This is a genomic window from Terrabacter sp. 2TAF16 (genome assembly GCF_052115065.1).
Lineage (GTDB): Bacteria > Actinomycetota > Actinomycetes > Actinomycetales > Dermatophilaceae > Terrabacter.
In genome coordinates, this window is record NZ_JBFRFZ010000007.1 from 230,838 (window position 1) to 247,986 (window position 17,149).

The 17,149-nt window shown below is 70.7% G+C and carries 20 protein-coding genes and 2 tRNA genes; 8 read left to right on the plus strand and 14 right to left on the minus strand.

Features of this window, described 5'->3' with window-relative positions:
• Window positions 1-46: 46 nt before the first annotated feature.
• From AB4Z14_RS13075 to tig, 6 genes are all read right to left on the minus strand, one after another.
• The gene (locus AB4Z14_RS13075; RefSeq protein ID WP_442275559.1) at window positions 47-964 is read right to left on the minus strand and encodes a hypothetical protein; all 918 of its coding nucleotides are present in this window, start codon (window positions 962-964) and stop codon (window positions 47-49) included.
• A gap of 135 nt (window positions 965-1,099) precedes the next feature.
• Entirely contained in the window at window positions 1,100-1,354 is a 255-nt protein-coding gene (locus AB4Z14_RS13080) for an acyl-CoA-binding protein (protein ID WP_442275560.1), read from the minus strand.
• A 114-nt stretch (window positions 1,355-1,468) separates the two neighbouring features.
• Window positions 1,469-2,122, minus strand: a complete 654-nt coding sequence (locus AB4Z14_RS13085; RefSeq protein WP_056759361.1) for an ATP-dependent Clp protease proteolytic subunit — start codon at window positions 2,120-2,122, stop codon at window positions 1,469-1,471.
• A gap of 30 nt (window positions 2,123-2,152) precedes the next feature.
• Entirely contained in the window at window positions 2,153-2,755 is a 603-nt protein-coding gene (locus AB4Z14_RS13090) for an ATP-dependent Clp protease proteolytic subunit (RefSeq protein ID WP_056777619.1), read from the minus strand.
• Window positions 2,756-3,001: 246 nt separating this feature from the next.
• Complete coding sequence (locus AB4Z14_RS13095) at window positions 3,002-3,304, minus strand: hypothetical protein (protein ID WP_442275561.1); 303 nt, start codon at window positions 3,302-3,304, stop codon at window positions 3,002-3,004.
• A gap of 178 nt (window positions 3,305-3,482) precedes the next feature.
• Window positions 3,483-4,826: a trigger factor gene (tig, locus tag AB4Z14_RS13100; protein WP_056775932.1), complete on the minus strand. Its 1,344-nt coding sequence runs from the start codon at window positions 4,824-4,826 to the stop codon at window positions 3,483-3,485.
• A gap of 141 nt (window positions 4,827-4,967) precedes the next feature.
• Here tig and AB4Z14_RS13105 point away from each other — a divergent pair, with 141 nt between their 5' ends.
• A complete protein-coding gene (locus tag AB4Z14_RS13105; protein WP_442275562.1) occupies window positions 4,968-5,483 on the plus strand; it encodes a hypothetical protein in 516 nt (171 codons plus the stop codon).
• 48 nt (window positions 5,484-5,531) lie between these two features.
• On the opposite strand, the gene AB4Z14_RS13110 is transcribed toward AB4Z14_RS13105, so the two are convergent.
• Both AB4Z14_RS13110 and AB4Z14_RS13115 read right to left on the minus strand, forming a co-directional pair.
• On the minus strand, window positions 5,532-5,828 hold the full coding sequence (locus tag AB4Z14_RS13110; protein WP_056775929.1) for a DUF2087 domain-containing protein: 297 nt from the start codon (window positions 5,826-5,828) through the stop codon (window positions 5,532-5,534).
• 45 nt (window positions 5,829-5,873) lie between these two features.
• Window positions 5,874-5,947 (minus strand) — tRNA-Gly (locus AB4Z14_RS13115).
• 133 nt (window positions 5,948-6,080) lie between these two features.
• Here AB4Z14_RS13115 and AB4Z14_RS13120 point away from each other — a divergent pair.
• A tRNA-Pro gene (locus tag AB4Z14_RS13120) sits at window positions 6,081-6,154 on the plus strand.
• A gap of 238 nt (window positions 6,155-6,392) precedes the next feature.
• Here the strand turns inward: AB4Z14_RS13120 and trmB are convergent.
• Window positions 6,393-7,139, minus strand: a complete 747-nt coding sequence (gene trmB / locus AB4Z14_RS13125) for a tRNA (guanosine(46)-N7)-methyltransferase TrmB (protein ID WP_442275563.1) — start codon at window positions 7,137-7,139, stop codon at window positions 6,393-6,395.
• A gap of 132 nt (window positions 7,140-7,271) precedes the next feature.
• On the opposite strand from trmB, the gene AB4Z14_RS13130 reads away from it, so the two are divergent.
• Window positions 7,272-7,475 (plus strand): antitoxin, encoded by a 204-nt coding sequence (locus AB4Z14_RS13130; protein ID WP_442275564.1) that lies wholly within the window; start codon window positions 7,272-7,274, stop codon window positions 7,473-7,475.
• A 97-nt stretch (window positions 7,476-7,572) separates the two neighbouring features.
• Here the strand turns inward: AB4Z14_RS13130 and AB4Z14_RS13135 are convergent, their stop codons facing one another.
• The 3 genes from AB4Z14_RS13135 to AB4Z14_RS13145 form a co-directional block, all read right to left on the minus strand.
• Complete coding sequence (locus AB4Z14_RS13135; RefSeq protein WP_235508766.1) at window positions 7,573-8,634, minus strand: PP2C family protein-serine/threonine phosphatase; 1,062 nt, start codon at window positions 8,632-8,634, stop codon at window positions 7,573-7,575.
• 99 nt (window positions 8,635-8,733) lie between these two features.
• Window positions 8,734-9,216: a ribose-5-phosphate isomerase gene (locus AB4Z14_RS13140; RefSeq protein WP_442275565.1), complete on the minus strand. Its 483-nt coding sequence runs from the start codon at window positions 9,214-9,216 to the stop codon at window positions 8,734-8,736.
• A 33-nt stretch (window positions 9,217-9,249) separates the two neighbouring features.
• The gene (locus tag AB4Z14_RS13145) at window positions 9,250-9,885 is read right to left on the minus strand and encodes a mycothiol-dependent nitroreductase Rv2466c family protein (protein ID WP_442275566.1); all 636 of its coding nucleotides are present in this window, start codon (window positions 9,883-9,885) and stop codon (window positions 9,250-9,252) included.
• Window positions 9,886-10,024: 139 nt separating this feature from the next.
• Here AB4Z14_RS13145 and pepN point away from each other — a divergent pair, with 139 nt between their 5' ends.
• The 4 genes from pepN to AB4Z14_RS13165 all read left to right on the plus strand — a co-directional run bounded on the left by pepN (window position 10,025) and on the right by AB4Z14_RS13165 (window position 14,909).
• On the plus strand, window positions 10,025-12,598 hold the full coding sequence (gene pepN, locus AB4Z14_RS13150; RefSeq protein ID WP_442275567.1) for an aminopeptidase N: 2,574 nt from the start codon (window positions 10,025-10,027) through the stop codon (window positions 12,596-12,598).
• Between the two features lie 218 nt (window positions 12,599-12,816).
• A complete protein-coding gene (locus tag AB4Z14_RS13155; protein WP_442275568.1) occupies window positions 12,817-13,743 on the plus strand; it encodes a mechanosensitive ion channel family protein in 927 nt (308 codons plus the stop codon).
• A gap of 31 nt (window positions 13,744-13,774) precedes the next feature.
• A complete protein-coding gene (locus tag AB4Z14_RS13160) occupies window positions 13,775-14,161 on the plus strand; it encodes a globin (RefSeq protein WP_442275569.1) in 387 nt (128 codons plus the stop codon).
• Window positions 14,162-14,297: 136 nt separating this feature from the next.
• Window positions 14,298-14,909 (plus strand): hypothetical protein, encoded by a 612-nt coding sequence (locus AB4Z14_RS13165; protein WP_442275570.1) that lies wholly within the window; start codon window positions 14,298-14,300, stop codon window positions 14,907-14,909.
• A gap of 52 nt (window positions 14,910-14,961) precedes the next feature.
• Here the strand turns inward: AB4Z14_RS13165 and AB4Z14_RS13170 are convergent, their stop codons facing one another.
• Both AB4Z14_RS13170 and AB4Z14_RS13175 read right to left on the minus strand, forming a co-directional pair.
• Window positions 14,962-15,369 carry an NUDIX hydrolase gene (locus tag AB4Z14_RS13170; RefSeq protein ID WP_056775915.1) on the minus strand — a complete coding sequence of 136 codons (408 nt, stop codon included), beginning with the start codon at window positions 15,367-15,369 and terminating at the stop codon, window positions 14,962-14,964.
• The gene (locus AB4Z14_RS13175) at window positions 15,366-16,589 is read right to left on the minus strand and encodes an FAD-dependent oxidoreductase (protein WP_442275571.1); all 1,224 of its coding nucleotides are present in this window, start codon (window positions 16,587-16,589) and stop codon (window positions 15,366-15,368) included. Before AB4Z14_RS13175 ends, AB4Z14_RS13170 begins: the two co-directional genes overlap by 4 nt.
• A gap of 55 nt (window positions 16,590-16,644) precedes the next feature.
• Between AB4Z14_RS13175 and AB4Z14_RS13180 the strand changes: the two genes are divergently transcribed.
• Window positions 16,645-17,142, plus strand: coding sequence for a MarR family winged helix-turn-helix transcriptional regulator (locus tag AB4Z14_RS13180; RefSeq protein ID WP_442275572.1), 498 nt, complete (start codon window positions 16,645-16,647; stop codon window positions 17,140-17,142).
• Window positions 17,143-17,149: the final 7 nt, after the last annotated feature.

Below are 17,149 nucleotides of genomic sequence, written 5' to 3' on the forward strand. Positions count from 1 at the left end.
AGTGGACGCTCCGACCGCAAACATCCCGCCACGGCGGGACCCACGCTCATGCCGGCTCCCGCTGGTCCTCAGACGTGCTCGGGAAGTGCCGCCGCCGCTCGTCGTCGACCGGCGGGACCGACATGCCACGGCCCCGCATCGCCGCGCGAATCCGGGACAGGGTCGCTGCCGGTGTGCGATGGAGGTCCTTGGCGATGACGACGACGATGCGCCAGTCGTTGTCGTCGAGCCACTCGCGCCGATCGCGGTCGGAGCCCCACTGCGTCTGCGACTCCACGTGCTGCCACCCGTCGTACTCGATGACGAGGCCGTCGTCCGGATAGCTGAGGTCGAGACGGAACCGCACCTCACCGTCGGGCCAGTGGATCTTGTGGTTCACCACGGGTTCGGGCAGTCCCGACAGCACCATGAGCATCCGAAGGCGCGACTCCATGGCCGAGTCGACGTCGGCGCGCACTAACCCTGCAGCCTTGCGAGCCAGCCGCCCACCCGTCCCTCGATGGGCAGTCGCTGCCTCGACGAGCAGGTCGACCGTCACTCGCTTCCGCCGCACGAGCGAGTCGCCGAGTACGACCAGGTCGACGAGGCTCAGCACTGCGGCGAGGTCGAGGAACGTCTGGACCGGCGTCGTGACGGGGATGCCACGCCACCTCGTCGCCCGCTTCGGGCGGCCGCACCGATGAGTGCGGATGCCCTCGACCTGCGGACGGCGAGTAGGACAGGTCAGGTGCACGAAGCCGTCGTCCGGAACGACCGCTCCCCACAGGCGCGCTGCGCTGTGGTGCGAGACCGTTGCGTCCGGCGCCACGAGCAGGGCTCCCCGTGCCAGCAGGAGCGGAGTGAGCTCGGCCTCTCGGTCGACGTAGACGTCATGGAAGAGCCGCCGAAACCGTGACGTGCGCAAGTGCCAGTCGGTGATGCCAGGAGGCCGCTGACCTCGGCGGAAGGGCTCTTCAGTCGGCATGCCCGATCGTTGCGCGGTCCGGACGGCGTGCGTAGACGTCGTCCACAGGCCCCCAGACCCTCGCCGTGGCGGGATGATCGCGGCCCCAGCGCCCGGTCCGCCGCAGAGATCCAGCCACGGCGGGACGAGGGCGGGTCAGGCGGACGTGAGGTCGCGGACGATCGCGACGTACTGCTCCTGCGCCGCCTCCGGGGCCGTGCCCGAGAGCTTGGCCCACGCGTCGTACTTCGCGCGCCCGACCGGGTTGGTGAAGCCGGGACGCGACCCGCTCACGTCGCCGGCCGTCGCCTGCTTGAAGAGGCCGTAGAGCCGCAGCTTGAACTCGTTGCCGGGATCGGTCGTCAGGCCCTTGACTGACTCGACCGCCTGCTCGAACTCCGCACTCGCCATGACCGGACCTCCACGCTCGACACCAGGTTCACCGCCCATCCAAGCAGGTACGCCGAGGGCCGGGTCCCAGCGGAACCCGGCCCAGCGGCATACGTGCTCGTGACGAGCGGGAGGTCAGTCCTCGAGCGAGGCCTTGCGCGAGGCGAGGACCTCGTCGATGAGGCCGTAGGTCTTGGCGTCCTCGGACGACAGGATCTTGTCGCGCTCGATGTCGCTGCGGACCTGCTCGGACGTGCGCCCCGTGTGGTGCGCGAGGGTGTCCTCGAGCCACGTCCGCATGCGCAGCACCTCGTTGGCCTGGATCTCGATGTCCGAGGCCTGGCCGTAGTCGCCGCCCGAGAGCGCCGGCTGGTGGATGAGGATGCGGGCGTTCGGCAGGGCGAAGCGCTTGCCCGGTGCACCGGCGCCGAGGAGCACGGCGGCGGCCGAGGCGGCCTGGCCGATGACGAACGTCTGGATGTCGGGCCGGACGAACTGCATCGTGTCGTAGATGGCCGTCATGGCCGTGAACGAGCCACCCGGGCTGTTGATGTACATGAGGATGTCGCGGTCGGGATCGAGCGACTCCAGCACGAGCAGCTGGGCGATGATGTCGTCGGCCGACGCGTCGTCGACCTGCACGCCGAGGAAGATGATGCGGTCCTCGAAGAGCTTGTTGTAGGGGTCGGACCGCTTCATGCCGTAGGAGGTGCGCTCCTCGAACTGCGGCAGGATGTAGCGGCTCGAGGGCTGGGCCACCGCGAGGCGGTTGGTGGGTTCGATGTTCATGCGTGTCTCCAAGTCCTGGTCAGGCCGCGGTCAGTTCTCGGCCTTGGCGTCGGCCTGGCCGACACCCTTGCCCTCGACCGCCTGGTCGGAGCGGCTGAACACGTGGTCGACGAAGCCGTACTCCTTGGCCTCCTCCGCGCTGAACCAGCGGTCGCGGTCGGAGTCTTTCTCGATCTGCTCGACGGTCTGTCCGGTGTGCTCGGCGATGAGCTGCGCCATCTGCTTCTTGACGTAGAGCATCTGCTCGGCCTGGATCTTGATGTCGGTGGCGGTGCCGCCGATGCCGCCCGAGGGCTGGTGCATCATGACGCGGGCGTGGGGCGTGGCGTAGCGCTTGCCCTGCGTGCCGGCCGACAGCAGGAACTGGCCCATCGAGGCGGCCATGCCCATCGCGACGGTGGCGACGTCGTTGGGGATCCAGTTCATCGTGTCGAAGATGGCCATGCCGGCGGAGATCGAGCCGCCGGGGCTGTTGATGTAGAGCCAGATGTCCTTCTCAGGGTCCTCGGCCGAGAGCAGCAGCAGCTGCGCGGCGATGGCGTTCGCGTTGTCGTCGCGCACGTCGGACCCGAGGAAGATGATCCGCTCCTTGAGCAGGCGGTTGTAGATGTGGTCGTCCAGACCACCCGGCATGCCGTTGCCGTTGGCGGAGGTCTCCGAAATCACCGTGTCTCCATCGTCGAAGTGGTCCAGCCTCTCGCCACGGGATGTGGCGCCTGGCTGGCTCGTCACTGACCCTAACGCCCGACCCCTCGGCCAGATTTCCCGAACCGCGCTCTGTTCGCCGTGAGCGCACAAACCTGAGCGGGAGGGGCGCAACCACACGCACGGACCCCACCGGTCGTATGCCGTCCGGCGGGGTCGGTGGGCAGAGCGCGGTCAGTCGGTCAGGCCGTTGTCCTGGCCCGAGTCGCCGAGGTCGGCGGCGTCGCTCTCGGGGCCGGCCTGCTCGGACGCGTCGTCGAAGGATCCGTTGCCGCCGGCCTGGTCCAGCGAGCGGTCCCGCGGCTCGTCGACGGCGTTGCTGCCGTCGAGGTTGCCGCGGTCGGCGTCGTCGCCCTGGCCCTGCGGTGCGGCCCCGTCGCTGCCGTCGTCGTGCCCGGGGACGTTGGTGCCGTCGGCGTCGGTGCTGTTGATGTCGGTGTCCGCCATGCCGGCGCCCGACTCGTCGGTGCTGCTCATCTCTGGCTCCCTCGTCGAGGTGCGTGCCGCCGGACGGCGACCGTAGGCCACGTACCCGGGCCACCGGGTGGACAACCGCGGGGACACCAGCGGGGCCACGCCGTCGGTCCGACCCCGGACACGCGTGAGGCCGGCTCCCGAGCGGGAGCCGGCCTCACGGCAGTCGTGGTGGTGACGGTCAGGCGTCGGCCTTCTCGGCCTTCGCCTCGTCGGTGCCCTCGGCAGCGTCGACAGCCTCGTCCTCGTCGCCCTCGGTGCCGGGGACGGCCTCGTTGAGGTCGATGACGTTGCCGGCGGTGTCCTTGACGGAGACCTTCTCGAGGACCGTGGCGAGCGCCTTGCGGCGGGCGACCTCGGCGACCATGGCGGGGATCTGACCCTCCTGGTCGAGCGACTGCGCGAACTGGTTGGGGTCCATGCCGTACTGCTGCGAGCTCATGACGAGGAACTCGATGAGCTCCTGCTGCTCGACCTTGACCTCTTCCTTCTCCGCGATGGCGTCGAGGACGAGCTGGGTCTTGAGGCCCTTGCGGGTGCTCTCGCCGACCTCGGCACGGTGCTCGTCGTCCTCGAGACGACCCTCGCCCTCGAGGTGGCTGTGCACCTCGGCCTCGACGATGCTCTCGGGGATCGGGACCTCGATCTTCTCGAGGATGGCCTCGAGGAGCTGGTCGCGGGCCGCGACGCCCTGGGCGAACTTGGCGTCGACCTCGGCCTTGGCGGTGAGGTCGGCCTTGAGCTCGTCGAGCGTGTCGAACTCCGAGGCCAGCTGGGCGAACTCGTCGTCGAGCTCGGGCAGCTCGCGCTCCTTGACCGCGGTGACGGTCACGGTGCAGCTGGCGTCCTGGCCCTCCTGGTCACCACCGGCGAGGGGGGCGGTGAACTGCTTGGTCTCGTCGGCCGTCATGCCGACGAGCGCCTCGTCGAGGCCCTCGAGCATGTTCTTGCTGCCGACCTCGTAGGAGACACCGGTGACCTCGTCGATCTGCTCGCCGTCGATCTCGGCGGACAGGTCGATGGAGACGAAGTCGCCGTCCTGGACGGCACGGTCGACACCCTTGAGCGTGCCGAAGCGGGCGCGCAGGTCGGTGAGGCGCTGCTCGACGGCCTCGTCCTCGACCTTGGCCTCGTCGACGGTCAGCTCGATGTCGCTGAAGTCGGGCAGGTCGATCTCGGGACGCTTGTCGACCTCGGCCGTGAAGACGAAGTCCTCGCCGTCGGTCGCGGGCACCTGGAGGTCGGTGATCTCGGGCTGGCCGAGCGGGCGGACCTCGTTCTCCTCGAGGGCCTGGCCGTAGAACGTCGGAAGGGCGTTGTTGACGGCCTCCTCGAGGACGGCCGCTCGGCCGACGCGCTGCTCGATGATGCGGGCCGGCACCTTGCCCTTGCGGAAGCCGGGCACCTGGATGTGCTCACCGATGTGCTTGATGGCCGCGTCGAGGCTCGGCTTGAGCTCCTCGAACGGGACCTCGACGGTCATCTTGACCCGGGTCGGGCTGAGGGTCTCGAGCGCACTCTTCACTGCGGGGTACTCCATAGGGGCTGGTGCCGACGTGGTCGTCGACGGTGAACGGACGGGCCAGCGCACCATGCTATAGGCCGCGCGGCGGATGGCTAAATGCGCGGATCGTCCGCCGGGCCCCCGCGCCTATGCTCGGGAGCCATGAGCACCCCTCCCGGCCCCTTCGCCTCCCCCGAGAGCGCAGCCCTGCGCCCGATCCAGATGGTGTCGGTCGCGGTCGGCATGGGAGCCCTGATGCTCAGTGCCGTGCGGATCCTCGTCGACCCGTCGGCGCCCCTGCCGTCACCGTGGGCCATCGGCATCGTGCTCGCCACGCTCGTCGGGTCGGCCACCCTGATCCGCTACGTCGGGTATGCCGTTCCGGCGCTCCCCCACGGCCTGCCGCGCGAGAACGCGGAGACGACGAGCCTGCGCTACTTCACGTCGACGACGACCCTGCGCACCGCGCTGGCCGAGGCCCCCGTGCTCGTGGCGTTCGCGTGCTCGTTCGTCTTCACCCCGCACTCGTGGCTGACGCTGCTCATCGCCCTGCCGGGCGGGCTCGCGCTCTTCTGGGTGCACGGGTGGCCGTCGCCGCGCACGGCTGCCGCCGTCGAGGCCGGTCTCGAGGCCGACGGCGCCGAGAGCTGGCTCAGCGAGGCGCTCGGCTTCCGCTGAACCCGACCTCGCGTATGCCGTGTGGCGCGGGCTGAGGGACCGGCGCAGTCAGTCGACGGTCCCGCCGCTGCGCCAGTAGAACCCGTCGGCCCGGTCGAGGAAGCCCTCCTCGACGAGGTAGCGGCGCAGGGCCGCGACGTCGGGGTGGAAGGCGCGCAGGCGGTTGTTGACCTGGCTCTCGTCGTAGCGCTCCCCCGGCTCGAACTCCTGCGACAGCAGGTCGAGGACGACGAGGCGCTTGCGGATCTTCGTGGGGATGCTCGTCAGGGTGCCGTCGGCGGCGAGGAACGAGCGCAGGACGGCGTCGCGGTCGCGGAGGGCGTCCTGCAGGTCTGGGCGGAACATGCCACCCACGCTAGGAAGGGGGGAGTGCCGACGCCAAGGGAGTTTTGGAGCGGGCGACGAGAATCGAACTCGCGTGATCAGTTTGGAAGACTGAGGCTCTGCCATTGAGCTACGCCCGCGGGGCACCGGTCGTGCCGGCGATCCGAGGCGTCAGCCTACTGGTTCGCGCCCGATCCACAGAAATCGACCCGCCCGCGCCGCGTGGGAAGAGGTCGGTTCGCCCGCCGGTTGTCGGCTACGATTCCGACGCCACGGGGTGTGGCGCAGCTTGGTAGCGCATTGCGTTTGGGACGCAAGGGCCGCAGGTTCAAATCCTGTCACCCCGACCGCGCCGAAGGGCCTGGTGGAAGAGCGACGGAGTCGCCTTCCGCCAGGCCCTTCGGCTTGTCGGGAGACAGGATGCCGGGAGGCCGAGCAGGCGCGGCGAGGAACGAGCCGCGGCAGCGAGGCCGGCGTCCTGTCACCCCGAGAGGCAGCGACGCGGCTCTGTCCGAAGGTCGTGGAGATCATCCGGCACCAGGCGCCGAAGGAACTCCTCGACCTTCCCGGCTGACGGTCGCGCGGCTAGGGCAAGAGGTCCAGGCGCAGCTCGTTGATCGTGCGCCCGGCCGCGATCCCCTTGGCCTCGAAGCCGTCCCGTGGCCGCCACTGCGGCCGGTCGGTGCGGCGGGCCTCGAACCTCGGGTGCGCCGCGACCTCGGCGAGCGCGTGTTCGGCGTAGAAGTCCTGGTCGGTGGCGATGAGCACGTGGCCGCCCGGCTTGAGCACGCGCGCGAGCAGGTCGAGGTTGGCGGGGCTGACGAAGCGCCGCTTCGTGTGCTTCTGCTTGCGCCACGGGTCGGGGAAGAAGAGGTGGACGGCGTCGAACGTGGCATCGGTGACCCGCTCCTCGAGGAAGAGCACGGCGTCGCCGATCTCGACACGCAGGTTCGGCAGGCCCGCCTCGTCGGCATCGGCGAGCATCCGGGCGAGTCCCGGGGTGTGGACGTCCATGGCGAGGATGTCGCGCTCGGGGAACGCGGCGGCATACGCGATCGCGGCGTGGCCGTGGCCGCAGCCGATCTCGAGCACCACCGGGGCGGTGCGCCCGAACGCGGCCGCGGGCCCGAAGGGCCCGTCTGGCACGGAGCGGGCGGGCGCGAGCCGCTCGACGCGGTCCTTGGTCAGCGACGACAGCCGGCCCCGGCGCACGAAGGTGCGGACGCGCGCGGGCGCGACGCCGGGCGGCAGGTCGGGTACGACGTGCTCCCTGCGCCGGTCGGGGCCGGCCTCGCGGGCCGGCGTCGTCGCTTCGGTGGGGTGCTCGCTCACGCAGGCATCGTAGTGACGGGCCGCGTTCACCCGAAGTTCGCGGCGGACGCCTGCTTCGAGGAGGCCGCGCGGGGCTACGGTGACAGGTGCACGGGGGCCACGAGACGGTCTTCGACGACGGAAAGGCCAGTCATGGGCGTCTTCGACAACATGAAGGACAGGGCCAGCGAGCTCGTGGACCAGCACGGCGACCAGGTGGGCGACGGCGTCGACAAGGCCGGCGACCTCGTCGACGAGAAGACGGGCGGCCAGTACGCAGACAAGGTCGACCAGGGTCAGGACGGCCTGAAGAACGCGCTCGACGGCCTCGACGGCCAGGACGACGACATCAACTGATCCTCACGGCGCCGCGCGCCGGGACGCGAGCGGCGGTGACCTGGCCGGGTCACCGCCTTCGTCGTGAACGACCGGGTCCCCGGAGGGTCGCGACCGGTCAGGTGCGCCAGATCGTCACGACGGCGCGGTCGTCGCCGAGACCGGCCGCGGCCTGGTCGCAGAGCCGCTGGGCGAGCCCCTCGAAGCCGGTGCGGATGAACGACTCGGCGCGGCCGAGCATGCGGTCGATGCCGTCGACGAGGGCCTTGTCGCGGGCCTCGATGACCCCGTCGCTGTAGAGCACGAGGGCGTCGCCGCGACGGATCGTGCCGGTCTCGCGGGGGTACTCGGCGTGGTCGATGACGCCGAGCAGCGGCCCGCGTCCACCGGAGAGCATCCGCCAGCGGCCCGACCCGGCCGCGAACTGCGCGGCGGCGGGGTGGCCGGCGTAGCCGATGGTGAAGTTGCCGGTCTCGAGGTTGACGGCGACGTGCACGGCTGTCGCGAAGCCCTCCGGCCAGCGCAGGCGCAGCAGGTGGTTGTTGGCGGACTGGAGGAAGCCCCGCTCGCTCATCTCGCCGAGCAGGCCCCCGAGCGCGCCGGAGAGGAGCAGCGACCGGGCACCGACCTCGCGACCCTTGCCGGAGACGTCGACGAGGGCGATCTCGAGGGTGCAGCCGTCGGTGGAGCGACTCGCGACGACGAAGTCGCCGGCGAAGCTGTCGCCGTACGCCGACTCGAGCGCGACCTCGGCTCCCCACTGTGCGGGCAGCGGCGGCAGCTCGCCCTGGGCGCGGAGCCGGTCGCGCATGTCGACGAGCATCGACTCACCCGTGACCCCGACGACGCCGACCTGGGCCCTGGCGTGCGAGAGCCAGATCATGAGCAGCATCGTGACGACGGTGACGATCTGCGCCCCCGTGGTAGTCGGCTTCACCGGACCGAGGTAGGCCCCGAGGATCGCCATGGCGAGGAAGAGGCCGATGTAGACGACGAGCAGGTAGCGCGGCTCGAGGAACAGGCCGGCGGCCACGACGATGAGGCCGTAGACGCCCCACGGGACCACCGTCGGCCACACGAAGACGGCCGCCGTCGCGAGGATGCTGAGAAGCAGGAACGCCGTGACGACGACCCAGGGGGCACGGCTGAGCCACGGGCCCAGGAGTCGGAGTCGTCGCATCGGTCCGGCAGCGTAGCGCGGGCGTCGAGAGACGGAGCTCTCGTTGTGGGCCACGTGCCTCCCTTGCGGCGATGAAGGGGGACGGCGGACGTCGCGACGTCAGCGTGCGTCCGAGTCCGGCAAAGCCGGCAAGTCCCCCGTGGTCTCGTACGCGGAAACCATACCCAGACGACGGCTGTGGCGCGCCTCATCGGTGAACTTCGTCGCCACGAAGGTGTCGACGATCTCCTTGGCGACGTCGTCGGCCGTGAACCGCGCCCCGATCGAGACGACCTGCGCGTTGTTGTGCTCGCGCGCGAGGCTCGCGAGCTCGGCGCTGTAGGCGAGCGCCGCCCGGATGCCGCTGACCTTGTTGGCCGCCATCTGCTCGCCGTTGCCCGACCCCCCGAGCACGACACCGAGCGAGCCCTCGTCGGCCGCGACGGCCTCGGCCGCACGGAGCACGAACACCGGGTAGTCGTCCTGGGCGTCGTACGTGAACGGGCCGTGGTCGACGACCTCGTGGCCCGCGTCGCGCAGGTGCGTGGCGAGGGACTGGTGGAGCTCGTAGGCCGCGTGGTCGCCGCCGATGTGGATGCGCATGTCCGTCCTTGGGTGCGTCGGGTGGAGCAAGGGTCAGGTGAAGATGGGACCGAGCGTGCGGGTGCGCTTGAGCTCGAAGAAGCCGGGCGTGCTCGCGACGAGCACGCAGCCGTCCCAGAGCCGGGCGGCGTCCTCGCCCTTGGGCGCGGGCGTCACGACGGGGCCGAAGAAGGCGACGCCGTCGACGGCGATGATCGGCGTGCCCACGTCGGTGCCGACGAGGCTGATCCCGCGCTTGTGGCTGCGGTGCAGGGCCGCGTCGTGCTTCTTGTGGTGGGCCTCCTTGGCCAGGTCGACGGGCAGGCCCACCTCCTCGAGCGACTCGCGGATGACCTCGTCGAAGTCGTTCATCTTGCGCAGGTGGATGCGGGTGCCCATGGCGTCGTAGAGCGGCTTGATGACGGAGTCACCGTGCGCCTCGACGGCGGCGATGATGACCCGGACCGGGCCCCACGCCTCGTCCATCCGTGCCCGGTAGGCGGCGTCGAGGTCGTGACGATGCTCGTTGAGGACCGCGAGGCTCATGACCGACCAGGTCACCTCGATGTCGCGCAGCGGCTCGACCTCCATGAGCCAGCGGGAGGTCATCCACGCCCACGGGCAGATCGGGTCGAACCACATCTCGACGGCGTCGCGGCTCGTCTTCGGGCTGTCCTTCGCATCGGCCATGCGGCCCATCATGGCACTGCCACCCGGCCGCCGATCGCGGTGGTGGACGGGTCGGGGTTCCGTGCGAGGATGGCCCGCGACGACGGCGTCCGACCGACGATCCGTCGCGCCCACAGCACCCTTCCCAGGAGGTCCCTACGTGCCCGGCAAGAACCTGACCCGCGACGAGGCGGCGAGCCGCGCCAGCATCCTGCGCGTCGACTCCTACGACGTCCGTCTCGACCTGACGACGGGTCAGGAGAACTTCCACACCGTCACCACGGTCACGTTCACCTGCTCCGAGCCCGGGGCCGACTCGTTCATCGACCTCATCGCCGACTCCGTCGAGAAGGTCACGCTCAACGGCGTGGACCTCGACCCCGACGAGGTCTTCGCGGACTCCCGCATCGCCCTCGCCGGCCTGGCCGCCGAGAACGAGCTCACCGTCGACGCCACCGGCCGCTACACCAACACGGGCGAGGGGCTGCACCGCTTCGTCGACCCGGTCGACAACGAGGTCTACCTCTACACGCAGTTCGAGGTCCCGGACTCCCGGCGCATGTATGCGGTGTTCGAGCAGCCCGACCTCAAGGCGACCTTCCGCTTCACGGTGACCGCCCCTGCGCACTGGAAGGTCATCAGCAACTCCCCCACGCCCGCCCCGCAGGCCGCCGGCGTGGCCGACGGCGTCGAGCGCGCGACGTGGTCGTTCGAGCCGACGCAGCGCATCTCCTCGTACATCACGGCACTCATCGCCGGCCCCTACGACGAGGTCCGTGACGAGGTCGAGACCCGCAAGGGTGTCGTGCCGCTCGGCGTCTTCTGCCGCAAGTCGCTGACGCAGTACCTCGACGCCGACAACATCTTCGACTGCACGAAGAAGGGCTTCGCGTTCTTCGAGGAGGAGTTCGACCAGCCGTACCCGTTCGAGAAGTACGACCAGATCTTCACGCCCGAGTACAACATGGGCGCGATGGAGAACGCCGGCGCGGTGACCTTCGTCGAGGTCTACATCTTCCGGTCCAAGGTGTCCGAGGCGAAGATCGAGCGCCGGGCCCTGACGATCCTGCACGAGCTGGCCCACATGTGGTTCGGCAACCTCGTGACGATGAAGTGGTGGGACGACCTCTGGCTCAACGAGTCGTTCGCCGAGTGGGCGTCGACGACGTGCCAGGCCGAGGCCACCGAGTGGACGAGCGCGTGGACGACCTTCGGGACGTCGGAGAAGGCGTGGGCCTACACCCAGGACCAGCTCTCCTCGACGCACCCGATCGCGGCTGACATGCGCCACCTCGAGGACGTCGAGGTCAACTTCGACGGCATCACGTACGCCAAGGGTGCGTCCGTGCTCAAGCAGCTCGTCGCGTACGTCGGCCGCGAGCCCTTCGTGGCCGCGCTGCGCGAGTACTTCCGCAAGCACGCGTGGGGCAACACGACGCTGGCCGACCTGCTCGGCGAGCTCGAGAAGGCCTCGGGCCGCGAGCTGACCGAGTGGAGCAAGCTGTGGCTCGAGACGGCCGGCGTCAACACGCTGCGCCCCGTCTTCGAGGTCGACGCCGACGGTCGCTACAGCTCGTTCGCGGTCACGCAGACCGCGACCGAGGAGTACCCGACGCTCCGCCCCCACCGCATCGGCATCGGGCGGTATGCCGTCCGGCCGGGTCAGGGCGGCGACGTGCTCGAGCGCATCGGCTACGACGAGGTCGACATCGCGGGAGAGCGCACCGACCTGGCCGAGCTCGTCGGCCAGGAGCAGCCCGACCTGCTGCTGCTCAACGACGACGACCTCGCCTACGGCAAGATCCGCCTCGACGAGCGGTCGCTCGCGACGGCGCTCTCCCTCCCCCGCGGTTTCAGCGACTCGCTGCCGCGCTCGCTCGTGCTCGGCGCGACGTGGGACATGACGCGCGACGGCGAGATGCCGGCTCGTGACTTCGTCCGCTTCGTCCTCGAGTCGATGCCGGGCGAGACGGACTCCACGCTGCTGCGGGTCCTGCTCGGCCAGGTGTCGACGGCGGCCCGGCTCTACACGGCTCCGGAGCACCGGTCCGAGGTGTCGGCTCTGCTGTCGTCGTCCCTGCGCTCGCTCGCAGAGACGGCCGAGGCCGGCAGCGACGCCCAGTTCCAGCTCGTCGAGGCGTGGGCGGGCTCGACGTCCGACCCGGCCGACGAGGCTCGCCTGCGCGCGCTGCTGACCGGGACCGAGACGCTGCCGGGCCTCACCACCGACACGGAGCTGCGGTGGACCTTCCTCAAGGCCCTCGCGGCCCTCGGGGTGGCCGACGAGATCGAGATCGAGACCGAGCTCGACCGTGACCCGACGGCCACCGGCAAGGAGCGCGCCGCGGAGGCGCTCGCCGCTCGTCCGACCGCCGAGGCCAAGGCCGACGCCTGGGCCAAGGCCGTCGAGCGCAACGACCTGTCCAACCAGATGGTCGAGGCGGTCAGCGCCGGCTTCCGACGCAGCCGCGACCTGACGCTGCTCGAGCCGTACGTCGAGAGCTACCACGCGATGCTCGTCGACGCGTGGGCCGAGCGCAGCGTCGCCATCGGTGAGCGGGTCGTCGGCGGCTTCTACCCGTTCTCGCTCGCCAGCCAGGAGCTCAAGGACGCCTCGGACGCGTGGCTCGCGGCCAACGCCGACGCGGCGCCCGGCCTCGTGCGCACGGTCGCCGAGAACCGCGACACCATCGCGCGCGCCCTCGTGGCGCAGGAGCGCGACCGCCGCGGCTGAGCCCGTGGTGCGGGGCCGTCCGGACGGGCCGCCCCGCACCCAGGCTGCGCCGAGCCCGACTCCGAGCCTTCCTGACCGACCCTGACCGACCCTGACCGACCCTGACCGAGACCCTTGACGAGACCCTGACCGAGACTCCTGTGATCGACGCCTTCACGAACCTGACCCCTTTCGGCTCCACCCCGACACCCAGCCCGCCACCCGCCCAGGACCCAGCCATGACGCTTTCCATGCCCGACCTGTCGACCCTGACGTGGGCCGGGGTCGGCGACTGGCTCGCCGGTGCGCCGTTGCTGATCCTGACGACCGTCGTCCTCGGTGTCGTCGCGCGCTGGGTGCTGCACCGGCTCATCGACCGGGTGGTCGCGACGGCGACGTCCCGGCGCGCGGAGCACCTCGCGAGGATCCCCGGCGCCGGGCGGGCGCTGCAGGCGGTGGGCGGCGTCGCCAACGCCCGCCACGTGCAGCGCACCGAGACCGTCGGAGCCCTGCTCAAGAGCATCACGACGTTCGTCGTCTTCGGCATCACCGCGCTCACGGTGATGTCGCTCGTGGGCATCCCCCTCGGGCCGATGCTCGCCTCCGCCAGCGTCGGCGGCGTGGCCCTGGCCTTCGGAGCCCAGAGCCTCGTCAAGGACTTCCTCTCCGGCGTCTTCATGATCGTCGAGGACCAGTACGGCGTCGGCGACGTCATCGACACGGGTGAGGTCGTCGGCACGGTCGAGAACGTGTCGCTGCGTGTCACCCAGCTGCGCGACGCGGGCGGCATGACGTGGTACGTCCGCAACGGCGAGATCATCCGCATCGGCAACAAGACGCAGGGCTGGTCGACGGCGATCGTCGACGTACCGATCGCCTACGACCAGGACGTAGAGAAGGCGATCACCGTGATCCGCGACGTCGTCGGCGTCATGGACGACGACGACGCCTTCAAGGACATCCTCCTCGAGGAGCCGAACGTCGTCGGCGTCGAGTCGATCGCGAACGGCGTCATCACGATCCGCATCGTCGCCAAGACGATCGCCAACGAGCAGTTCGGCGTGCAGCGCGAGATGCGCGAGCGGGTCAAGGCGGCCTTCGACCGTGACGGCGTGCGCAGCCCCCAGCCCGTCATGCCGCCCTACGGCGGGGCGGCCCCGCAGTGACCGCCGGCACCGCTCTGGGAGACTGGCCGACGTGACGTACTACGACGACTTCGGCGGCCACGAGACCTTCGCCAAGCTCGTGCGCGAGTTCTACCGCGGCGTCGCGGAGGACGAACCGCTGCGCGCGCTCTACCCCGAGGAGGACCTCGGCCCGGCGCAGGAACGCCTGCGGATGTTCTTCGAGCAGTACTGGGGCGGCCCGACGACCTACTCCGAGCAGCGCGGCCACCCGCGGCTGCGGATGCGGCACGTGCCGTATGCCGTGACGCCCGACATGCGTGACCGCTGGCTGCTGCACATGATGAACGCCGTAGACACGCTCGAGCTCTCCCCCGAGAACGACGACCGGCTGCGCGACTACCTCACCCGGGCGGCATACTCCCTCGTCAACGCGCCGGGACCCGACGGCACCTTCTGAGCACGGCCTCACACTCCCGAGGACTCACAGCAACTCACAGCGCATTCACGGGTCACGGTCCTCGAGCCGGGTGTTCTCTGGAGTCAGGCGTTTCCACGGTCGGACCACGTGTCCGACGACGACGGAGGGATGCGGCATGGTGTCGATCAACAAGAAGGTGGCGGGGATCGCCGTGGTGGGTGCCGCTGCAGCCGCCATCGGACTCGGTGTCTCGCAGGGGGCCCGCGCCGACGACGCCACGACGACGACCCCCAGCCCGACGGCGACCTCGACCCAGGGAGACCCCAACCAGGGCACGACCGACAGCACGCCGGGCAACGGGCGCGGCTGGGGCCCCGGTGGCCGCCACGGCGACATGGGACCCGGCATGGGCAAGGGCGTGGACCTCGCGGCGCTCGCGACGAAGCTCGGCGTCGACCAGACCAAGCTCGAGGATGCCCTCAAGGCCGTGCGACAGGACCTCAAGGCCAAGCCCACTCCCGGTCAGGGCACGGCGACGAAGCCCGACCGCGCGACGATGCAGGACGAGCTGGCGACGAAGCTCGCGAGCGAGCTGGGCATCGATGCCGCCAAGGTCAAGGCGGCGTTCGCCGACCTTCGCGCCGCGCACGAGGCCGATGAGCAGAAGGCGTTCGACGACCGCCTCGCGCAGGCCGTCAAGGACGGCACGCTGACCCAGGCGGAGGCCGACGCGGTCAAGAAGGCCGCCAAGGCCGGCGTCATCGACATGCACGACGGACCCCACTGACGGTGGGCTGACTGCGCCGTCGCAGGGCGTCACCGGGTCCCGGGTGACGCCCTCAGCGCGTCGCGAGGTGCGCCCGCAGGGAGGGCACGACGTGGTTGCGCAGCAGCGGCGCGAGGTCGGCCGGCAGCTCGTCCTCGAGACCCAGCCAGCGCTGCTCGGCGATCTCGGCGAGCGGCGCCGGGGAGTCCTCGGGGAGCAGGTGGGTGACGTAGACCGTCGCGTCGACCCACGCACCCGGCTCGTTCGCGGCGACGTCGTGGAACCGACCCAGCGGCTCCCCGACACCCGACACGTCGAGTCCGACCTCCTCCATCACCTCGCGGACGGCCGCCTCGCGCGCGGACTCGCCCGGGTCGATCTTGCCGCCGGGCAGCATGAACCGCGTCGAGCCGGCCTTGCGGACGGTGAGCAGGTGGCCGTCCCTCACCAGGCAGAACGCAGCGGTGACAAAGGTCGTCATGCCCCCGACGGTAGTGCCGACTCCTCGGCGTTCTGCTCCCCGGGCTCCCACCGCACTCGGTGACCCGTGATCCACGCGCTCGAGCGATCGGTGACCACGAAGCGGAAGACGAGCCGCATCATCGCGTCGCGGACCGCGCGGCCAGCGCGTCCCGGGATCTTCGAGCTGCTGCTGCGCGCACCGGCGGCGACGATGCGCTCGACGCGCGCCCGTCGTGCGGTGTCGTATGCCGTCAGGGCCTCCTCCACCGTGCCCGCATCGCGCAGGCACGTGGCGAGGACGACGGCGTCCTCGAGCGCCAGGGCGGCTCCCTGACCCGAGCTCGGGGACGGCGCGTGCGCGGCGTCCCCGATGACGACCATCCGGTCGCGGTGCCAGCGGGCGACACGCGGCAGGTCCTGGGTGTTGTCGGCCCAGAGCTCGAGCCGGCCGCTCCGCACGAGGTCGGCGGCAGGCCCGGCGTCGGCGGCGAGCAGCCCCTCGAGGTGGTCGCGCCACTGCTCCGGGGTGCGCGCCGCGCGTTCGGCCGAGGTGATCGCCGGGCCGGGGACGTTGACGAACCACACGACGTCGCCGTCTGGCGTCGGGTGGGCTCCGAAGAAGGCGCGCGACCCGAAGACGAAGTGCCACTCCCGGGCCGGGAGGGCGCCGGCGATCGACGTCGCCTCGGTGATGCCTCCGAAGTTCGTCAGCCCGACGTAGCGCGCCGGAGCCGCTTCGGGGTCGATGGTGCGACGGACCAAAGAGCGGACACCGTCGGCGCCGACGAGCAGGTCGCCCTCGAGCCTCGACCCGTCCTCGAGGGTCACGGTGACCCCGTCGGGGCGGCTCGCCACATCGACGACCCGGCTGTCGTGACGCACGTCGATCCCGCGTCGCCCGGCCTCGTCGAGGAGAGCCGCGGCGAGGCGGGAGCGCTTCATGGTCACCGCGACGGTGCCGTCGTCGAGCGGCACGCCGAGGCTCATCGTGCCGAGCACGCGACCGGTGGCGCCGACCATGACGTTGCGCTCGCTCGGGAAGCCGATCGGTGCGACGAGGTGCCGTGCGCCGAGCAGGTCGAGGGCGTGCAACCCGTTCGAGGCGAGCGTGAACCACGACCCGGCCTCGCCGTCGGACCGTGGCCAGGCCTCGAGGACGACGGGCTCGATCCCGGCCTGCTGGAGGGCGAGCGCGGCGGCCGGACCGGCGATGCCGCCTCCCACGACGAGAGCCTTCATCTTGATATCCTTCCCTACGAGAATCGAATGTTTCGAGATTCGAAAGGTAAGGCCGATGTCGTCCGTCCGTCAACCCCCTGACCCCGGAAGCCGCGAGCAGCTCGTCCACGCGCTCGGGGACGCGATGCAGCAGTACCAGCGCTCGGTGCAGGCCTTTGACGACACCGTCGGGCGGGCCCTCGCACTCGGACCGGCCGACCTGCGGTGCCTCGACTGGCTCGTCGACGGCCCGAAGTCCGCCGGCCAGCTGAGCACCGCGACGGGCCTGCGTCCGGCCGCGACGACAGCCCTCATCGACCGGCTCGCCAAGCGGGGCCTCGTGCGGCGGACGCGCTCTGAGGCCGACCGCCGCACGGTGCTCGTCGAGATGACCGAGCTCGGCCAGACGCGGACGTGGGAGGCCTACGGCCCGCTGGTCCGGGCCGGCCAGCCGATGCTCGACGAGCTGGACACCGAGCAGCTGGAGTTCATGGCCGACTACCTGCGCCGGATCACGGCACTGACCGACGAGCACCGGGCGCTGCTCGCTCAGCACCCACCCGAGCCCGCCTGACCGGCGC